This window comes from Bartonella sp. AU16XJBT (assembly GCF_028618665.1).
Lineage (GTDB): Bacteria > Pseudomonadota > Alphaproteobacteria > Rhizobiales > Rhizobiaceae > Bartonella.
Genome location: NZ_JAQITF010000035.1, coordinates 1 through 6398 on the forward strand (window position 1 = coordinate 1; position 6398 = coordinate 6398).

Sequence of the window (6398 nt, forward strand, 5' to 3'; positions counted from 1 at the left end):
TAAATTGTAAATCGAGAGTGTTCTCTGCTGTTTTAATCCGTACATCATCAGGTGCATTATCTTTAGTCCCAAAATTAATAACATGACTATGCATATCAATATATTGTGCAACATCATCTAAAGTATAACTTTTCATAAATTTTTCTCCATAAGTCACAGCGTGTTTGTACTAATAATGAGTGTTTCTACTGATCAATATTTCTCTCTTATAGTCAATGGAATTGGGATTAAATTGATAAAAGCATAAGGGATATTTTCTTGATGGAGCTCTTGTCTCATCTGTGTCGGTAAAATCATCTCACATGTACAATATATGATGTCATTAAAAGGAATGATTACTAAAGCTTAGAGAGCACATTTTAGGGACATGACTCCAATATTTGCAATAATGACCTTTTCTTTTTTCCTACTTAGAAATTTTTTTTGAAATCCAACAAATAACTTTTCTGATAAAATTTGTCTTTGGCTTCATATCAGCAACAAAACTTTTGCCTTGATAAAATGAGTAGAGAACCTCAGCGATAGGACTATCTTGTTCTTGTGTCATAGGATGTAACATAATAGGCCTACAATCGACTCCAATAGGAGCTCTTCCTGATGCCATTCTTTCCAAATTTGTACCTGTTACTATCTGTCCCTTTTCTTTCCAAGAAGAAACTGTTTCAGGCTCAAACAGTTCATCTTCCTGATAAACTTTTTGACCTTTAAATTCCACAGACTCAGCTGCCCCCATACTGTTTTTCTTTATCCATTTCATGATTCATAAGCCCCTCGGATTTTTTTCAAAATAATCAATGTATTCTTTGTTCTAAATCAGCTTAATAAACTCTCCTTCCAAAAGAGCGAGGTTATTCCTCACTAGAAAGCTCTGAGTGATTGTCAAAATCCTTTGCTACGCGTTCAATTAAAGCTGTTTGGTTTTTGACACCTCTTTGGCTAAAGCTATTGCCCGTTCAAGGTGAGTTTCGTTGATGCTGTCGTCAAAGCCTAGATGATCTCCTACTGCAAAACTTTGCTGATAAGATTGTAAGGTTTCAACATCACCCAACAAAGCAAGAGCGCCAAGATGAAGCAAAGCATAATCCGGACTGTTTGCCTTAGATGTTGCATCCTGTTGCCAAGGAGCAATGCCATAATCAGCGCGAAGTCTTTCAGAAAGATCAATAGCCGTTACTGACCATTCTAGCGCATCATCAAGCGCCTGTGTTAAACGATCCGCAGTGACTTCTGGTTCAAAGATTTCCAGTCCCTTGGCTTCAAAATTAAGCTGTATATCTGGAAAATCTTCCGTGTGGCTAGGATCAATGAATTTGCAAGCTGAAGCCAAAATGCCCGTGCTAATCAAAAAGGCGCTATCAAATTGCGGACAATCTTTAGCAACTTCATCGTTATAAAGAATGTCTACTTCACGATCAGCCAATTGATAGCTTGCCATATGATCATTCTCATCGATTTTCTCGGTTAACCAACCTAGGCTTTTTAAAAGTGCTGTTGCACTTTCCATAGTCAATGGAGCATCTCTATCATCCGTTTCCTCTACCTCCTCTGTCACTTCAACAGCAACAGTTTTGGAAGCAACAGGTGTTGTTTGTGGATCCAAGCTTAAAATTGGAGCGTTTTTGGGAAAACCCGTCCGATAACGCCGTGCAAGCCTAAGAACGTTGTCAATAATATGCGCTATGTTTTCTCTTATCAAACTTGAAAAGTTTTGGTCCTTCAAACTTTCCTTATAAAATTTAAGCTTCTCAACATCCCCAATCAGAATAAGCGCAATAAGATGAAACCGCGCAAGATCATATTCACTATCTGGAGATAAAGCGGCATAATCATAAATGATTTGATTGACATTTTGCCGATCTGCCCATTCAAGCATATCTGTACAAATCTGCTTCAGCTTGCCTTCATCCAATTCAATACTAGAAACTGTATAAACTTCTTCTGCTTCTTTGAGAGCTATATATTGAGGAGCGCTAATGAAAATAGATCGATAAGCCGTGGAAAAACCAAGCGTTGAAAGAGAAACCTTGAAGCTAATAAGCGCTGTTTCTTCTTCTTTATCAAGGTCGTACACCATATTAATGATACGGTCTTTACTTATGAAATAAGCATTGCGATTGTAGTTTTTATCACGATAAACTGTCCAGTCCATCCTTTTTAAGTCTTCAGAAACTGTATTAAGAAACGACAAATCTTGCAAACTAAGACGATCATCTATGGCTTTTCGATCATTAAGGATTTTCAAATGCTCTTCAGCAAATTGAACGGCGTGATTAACATACTTCTCCACTTCACGATCTTCTAAATGTTCAGAAATCGTACCGGCTTCTAAAAAATCTTGATAGGATTTCAGGACATCAATTCGACCTGTCAATGCTAAACAAGCTAAATGCCAGACTATGTCTATCTTGTAGCTATATTTTTGAACAACTGTATTGCTTTCGATCGATGCTTGCAAATCTTGAGCGCGTGCCCACTGTATCACCCGCTCAGAGATTTTTGTCAACTCTTGCTCATTCAATGTCTCCACACAAATATCAATCCCTTTACCAAAACCGCTAAAAATCCCCCCTCCAATCGTGTTAAAAGAATTATAAATAGTTGTAGGTGATATGCATCGATACTCCCCACTATAATGAATATATTTGCAAGCTACAGAAATCTCTTCGTTAGAGATCTCAGCTTCAAGACGGACATTGTAATTGTCATGGAGGCGTATAAAACCAAAATCAAATCCAATAAAACGATCTGGCAAAGACAGAAACATTTTTCCAGGTTCTGTGGCAGACCACCCTTGCGTTTTAAGAATGCGCATTGCTGCTGTAAGGCTTATCGAGCGCTGTTTGGGCTTTTTGCGCGTTAGAATATCGTCTAACTCTCCGTTTTTATAAGCTTGCACAAAGAGAAGAAGGCGCTCATCCGACGTCATTGTTTTATAATCAGCAAATTCTGGAACAAATAATTGGGGTGTAGGCTCATCAGACCTTAAAGCCTCTATATCGCCAAGCAATGCTTGTGCAGCGCCAGAATGATTAGCAGCTTCCTCGCACAACTTTTTTTCAATATCTTGTGCTTTCGCCCACGCAATTACTTTGTTTAAAGATTCCTCAATATGACTTTCAGAAAGATCAGGAGCTCTAACCCCAAAATTCTCCTTCGCATAAAATAGCTCATCTTCATATTTACGCTGTGATTTTTCACCACTAGAATATTCCCGAGCAAGGCAATAAGCAGCGGTGGTGAGATTAGCCGAAAGCAAAAACTCTTTGCCTCTCTCTCCATAATTTTTTACACTATATCCAATACCGATAATGCGGTCAGGAAGATGATAATGCGCAAAAGTATCCCCCACGTTATCACGATAAGGCTCCCAGCCCAGTCTTTTTAAAATCTCTGTGACATCTTTTGTTTGCATCATGACTCACTTATCAACCAATTGTGCAACATAATCTAAGGTATAGGTTTTCATGGATGATCCTCAAAACTTGCGTTATAAACGCTCCATATTTCCTCTATCAATTTCACCTCTTCCATAGTTTTTTCCAAAAACTCTTGTAAAAAGGGAGAGGTTGTGGACTGGGAGTGTTCTCAGTCTTTTCAATCGGTTGATCACCATCAAGTATATCTTCTCCCGCATGTACTATAATTCTTTTACAAAGGAATTCATAAAAATTACTCGCGTAATATTCGCAATCGCCCAATGCTAGCCTGACATAGAGTGGGCATTCACCATCCCGAAACTGCGTATAATCAAAATAAAAGGTTTCATCAAAATCAGCCTCACAAACGATAAGCTGTTCTGGTGTCGCAAAACCATGTTTTCTATTGAGTAAGTTTCGGTAAACAATATCACCAGCAGGAATACCTTCCCCACCATCTCCATAAATGCTAAAAATTTCTTCACCACCAATTTCTCCTCCTCCATATTTTTTTAAAAAAACTTTGTAAGAGGATGTGAATTGTAAGCCGAGAGTTTTCTCCGCCTTTTCAATCTGTAGATCATCCGTTTCGTTCTCTTCATCATCTTCACTACCAAAAGTGATAATATCATCATCATACTTATTCACTTTATCAATTAATACTGCAACATCAGCTAAGGTATAGGTTTTCATCAATTATTCTCCATCAATTATTTTATAAGTCTCTGTTTTTTCTCTTTTCATCAATCTTAGAGCATTACTGCTGATGCTCCTGTTCCCATCTGTTAAAATCTAGACCTATGATACCCCATTTCATATCGATTATTCCTCCTAAATGACTGTTTTTTTGTTCTCTATACCCTTTAGCGCGTTCCTTCCAATATTCTTCTCTCCACTTATCAAACTTTTTTCTCTCTATAAGCGATTGATGTGTTTTTGGATTATTATGAATCACAGAAGTATATTTTTGATGAAATTCCTTACTAGTTTCTGCTATGGCGTCCTCAGGCGTTTGCGAGAGATGATGCAATTCAACAGGCCAGCCATCATGTCCTATAGGTGCTTTTCCTGCCTCCATTCTTTCAACATTGGTGCCCCACACGTCTTTTTTGTTTTCTCTCCATTTAACCATTTTGTTAGGATCAAATAAATCGTCTCTCTGATAGACTTTGTTTGTCTGTCCAAATTTGCTATCGGTAAATTTAGTGGGTTTCTTTTTTAACCACTTCTTTTTTTCTTTAGCAGCGAGTTTGGTTAGTTCTTTCTTCGCCGCAAGTTTGTCAGGATCTCCTTGAGCTGCAAGTTTGGCAAGATTTTTCTTGGAAGCAAATTGGGCAAAATCTTTCATAGCATTGAACTTGATCACTGTCTTTTCGCCAAGCTGTATACCTTCCTTGGCTGCTCCAGCACCTCCCAAAAACAGCGTTGCTACTTCAGTCAATAATTGTCCGAATTCAAGACCAGCATTAAAGGAACCACCGGCACCGGCTCGCTCATATTCCTCCTCCATTTTATTAATGCGATCTACATAGGGCTGTGCAAAGGCATGCCCAAGGGTAGCCAAAACCTTACCACTGATGAAGAAATCTTTGAGCGCTTTCAAAATCTCTTTGGAATTTTTGGCTATTTGTATCAAGTCACCAACCGTAGGAGAACTGATTATTTGCAAAAAACCATCAACCGTATCGTATATTTCAGCCGGTACACCAGCAACCATACCAGCCCCAAAGCTTATATCTTGTCCTGCACTAATCGCATTCCACTTCGCAGTCACTTTTGCTTGACATAAAAAGTCAGGACATTCCTTTAATTCTTTTTCCATCTGAGCTTGTTGAGCACTGCTGAGGTAGTTATTTTCTGCGGCATTGCCTGCAGCATCAGCGCCGGCATCAACATTGCCACCAGCAAGGGCGGCAGCAAAGCCCCCCGCAGCACGCGCTACATCAATGGTATGCTCTCTAAAGTCAGCAAACTGCGCATCAATCTTTGCAGTGATGCGGGCTTGCTCTTCTGCGGTTGGGGTGCGACCATTAAGATCCCCCATTTCCTCTTTCACAATGCTTTGCATCCACAGTTTAAACTGGAGCATAGCTGTGGCTTCACCTACAGCACCGCCAATCGCCCCAGCAGAGCAAGCACCGCTTGCAACAGCGCCTTTTAAACAGCCAAGACCGGCGTGAGCAACGATCTGTGTGACCGTGTCTATTTTGCCCTCTTCCTTAGCTGTGCCGATTTCTTCCGCTAACGATTTGCCAACCGTATCAGACAAGGCGATGCGCAGGTTGTTAAAAAAGTTCTTGTCAAGAGAACCACCCTCAAGAGCCGTTTGTACACCCGTGCCAATGGCGGCTTTGATCAAGTTCTTTTCCGCCTCACGGGTGATGCGATCAATCAAAGGTGCCGTTTTGGTTAAAGATTGTCCAACACCAGCCATCTCAGTTATTTGGCTGGTTAAGCCTGCTGTTAACATCGAGGAAACAATACCCAGAACATTCTTCGATGAGCCAAGCTCATGGAGTGCACCGGCAATGTTGCCGCGATTATTCACAAGAGCCACAGCACTTTTGTTAATCAATGCTTGGACACCTGCCTGTATTGCTGCATTCATGGCCGTGCTCGAACCAAGCCCCAAAGCACCAGTAATGGCACTCGCCGCTGTGGACGCTGCCCCACCCGTGACAGCCGTGACAGCCAATGCAACCAAAGCAGCACCAGCTTCTGTCAGACCTTGGGCTTTATAATCCCAGTTTTTAAATTCAGCTTTAACAGCCTGCCAATCAACTTGCTTGGCTAATTCTGGATCATCACGCAATTGCTTGATCCATGAAAGTCCTGGAGAGCGTGCCAATTGCTCAAGGGATTTGTCAAAATCACCCGTTGTCTCATATTCAACAACAAAGCCATCACCTGCATCAAATTTCATGCCCCCACCAGCTTCCATGGTTACATAGTCGATACTTTCCTTCAGATAGCCTTTGTCGC

At 40.5% G+C, this 6398-nt stretch carries 3 protein-coding genes and 2 pseudogenes; all 5 read right to left on the reverse strand.

All coding sequences use genetic code 11. The features are described from left to right. Positions 1-136, reverse strand: a pseudogene (locus tag PVV66_RS08995) (SMI1/KNR4 family protein); the annotation flags it as partial. A gap of 270 nt (positions 137-406) precedes the next feature. Further along, positions 407-757: an HNH/ENDO VII family nuclease gene (locus PVV66_RS09000; RefSeq protein ID WP_100131189.1), complete on the reverse strand. Its 351-nt coding sequence runs from the start codon at positions 755-757 to the stop codon at positions 407-409. Positions 758-848: 91 nt separating this feature from the next. Further along, positions 849-3412: pseudogene (locus tag PVV66_RS09005) on the reverse strand (DUF6990 domain-containing protein). A gap of 106 nt (positions 3413-3518) precedes the next feature. Then, entirely contained in the window at positions 3519-4109 is a 591-nt protein-coding gene (locus PVV66_RS09010) for an SMI1/KNR4 family protein (protein ID WP_273719492.1), read from the reverse strand. 64 nt (positions 4110-4173) lie between these two features. After that, the coding region (locus tag PVV66_RS09015; RefSeq protein ID WP_273760988.1) for a DUF637 domain-containing protein at positions 4174-6398 on the reverse strand (2225 nt) is incomplete at its 5' end.